The sequence below is a fragment of the Pseudomonas sp. I2 genome (assembly GCF_040984075.1).
GTDB classification, from domain to species: domain Bacteria; phylum Pseudomonadota; class Gammaproteobacteria; order Pseudomonadales; family Pseudomonadaceae; genus Aquipseudomonas; species Aquipseudomonas guariconensis_B.
The window spans coordinates 1-413 of sequence record NZ_JBCGFQ010000195.1 but is presented as its reverse complement, the minus strand read 5'-3'; the positions used below and the strand labels follow the sequence as shown (position 1 = coordinate 413).

Annotated in this window: 1 protein-coding gene; it reads right to left on the bottom strand. The window is 69.0% G+C overall.

Annotated features, from left to right (window positions below; genetic code table 11):
* Nucleotides 1–17: 17 nt before the first annotated feature.
* Nucleotides 18–413, bottom strand: a 396-nt coding sequence (locus WCE05_RS26220) for a TauD/TfdA dioxygenase family protein (protein WP_368816868.1), incomplete at its 5' end; no start/stop codon positions are given.

Sequence of the window (413 nt, the reverse complement as noted above, 5' to 3'; positions counted from 1 at the left end):
GGGGAGGGCCGGGTCCGTCATGCCTTCCGGATCGTCCGGCTGCGTTGCCCGTCGATGCCTACCGGCACGTCGCCGCCGAGGGTCACCCGGCGCACCACGCGCGGCTGGTCGCCGTAGTCGTCGATCGCGTAGTGCTGGGTCGCGCGGTTGTCCCAGATCGCCACGTCGCCGGCCTGCCAGCGCCAGCGCACGGTGTTCTCCAGGCGCGTGACGTGCCCCTGCAGCACCGCGAAGAGATGCGCCGAGTCATGCTGCGAAAGACCCTTCAGGCGTTTCACGAAGTGGCCGAGGAGCAGCGTCCGCTCGCCGCTTTGCGGATGCACGCGGACCACCGGGTGCTCGGTCTCGTAGACGGTCGAGGTGAACACCTTGCGGTAGTTCTCCAACTGCTCCACCGAGGCGCTGGGCTTGAC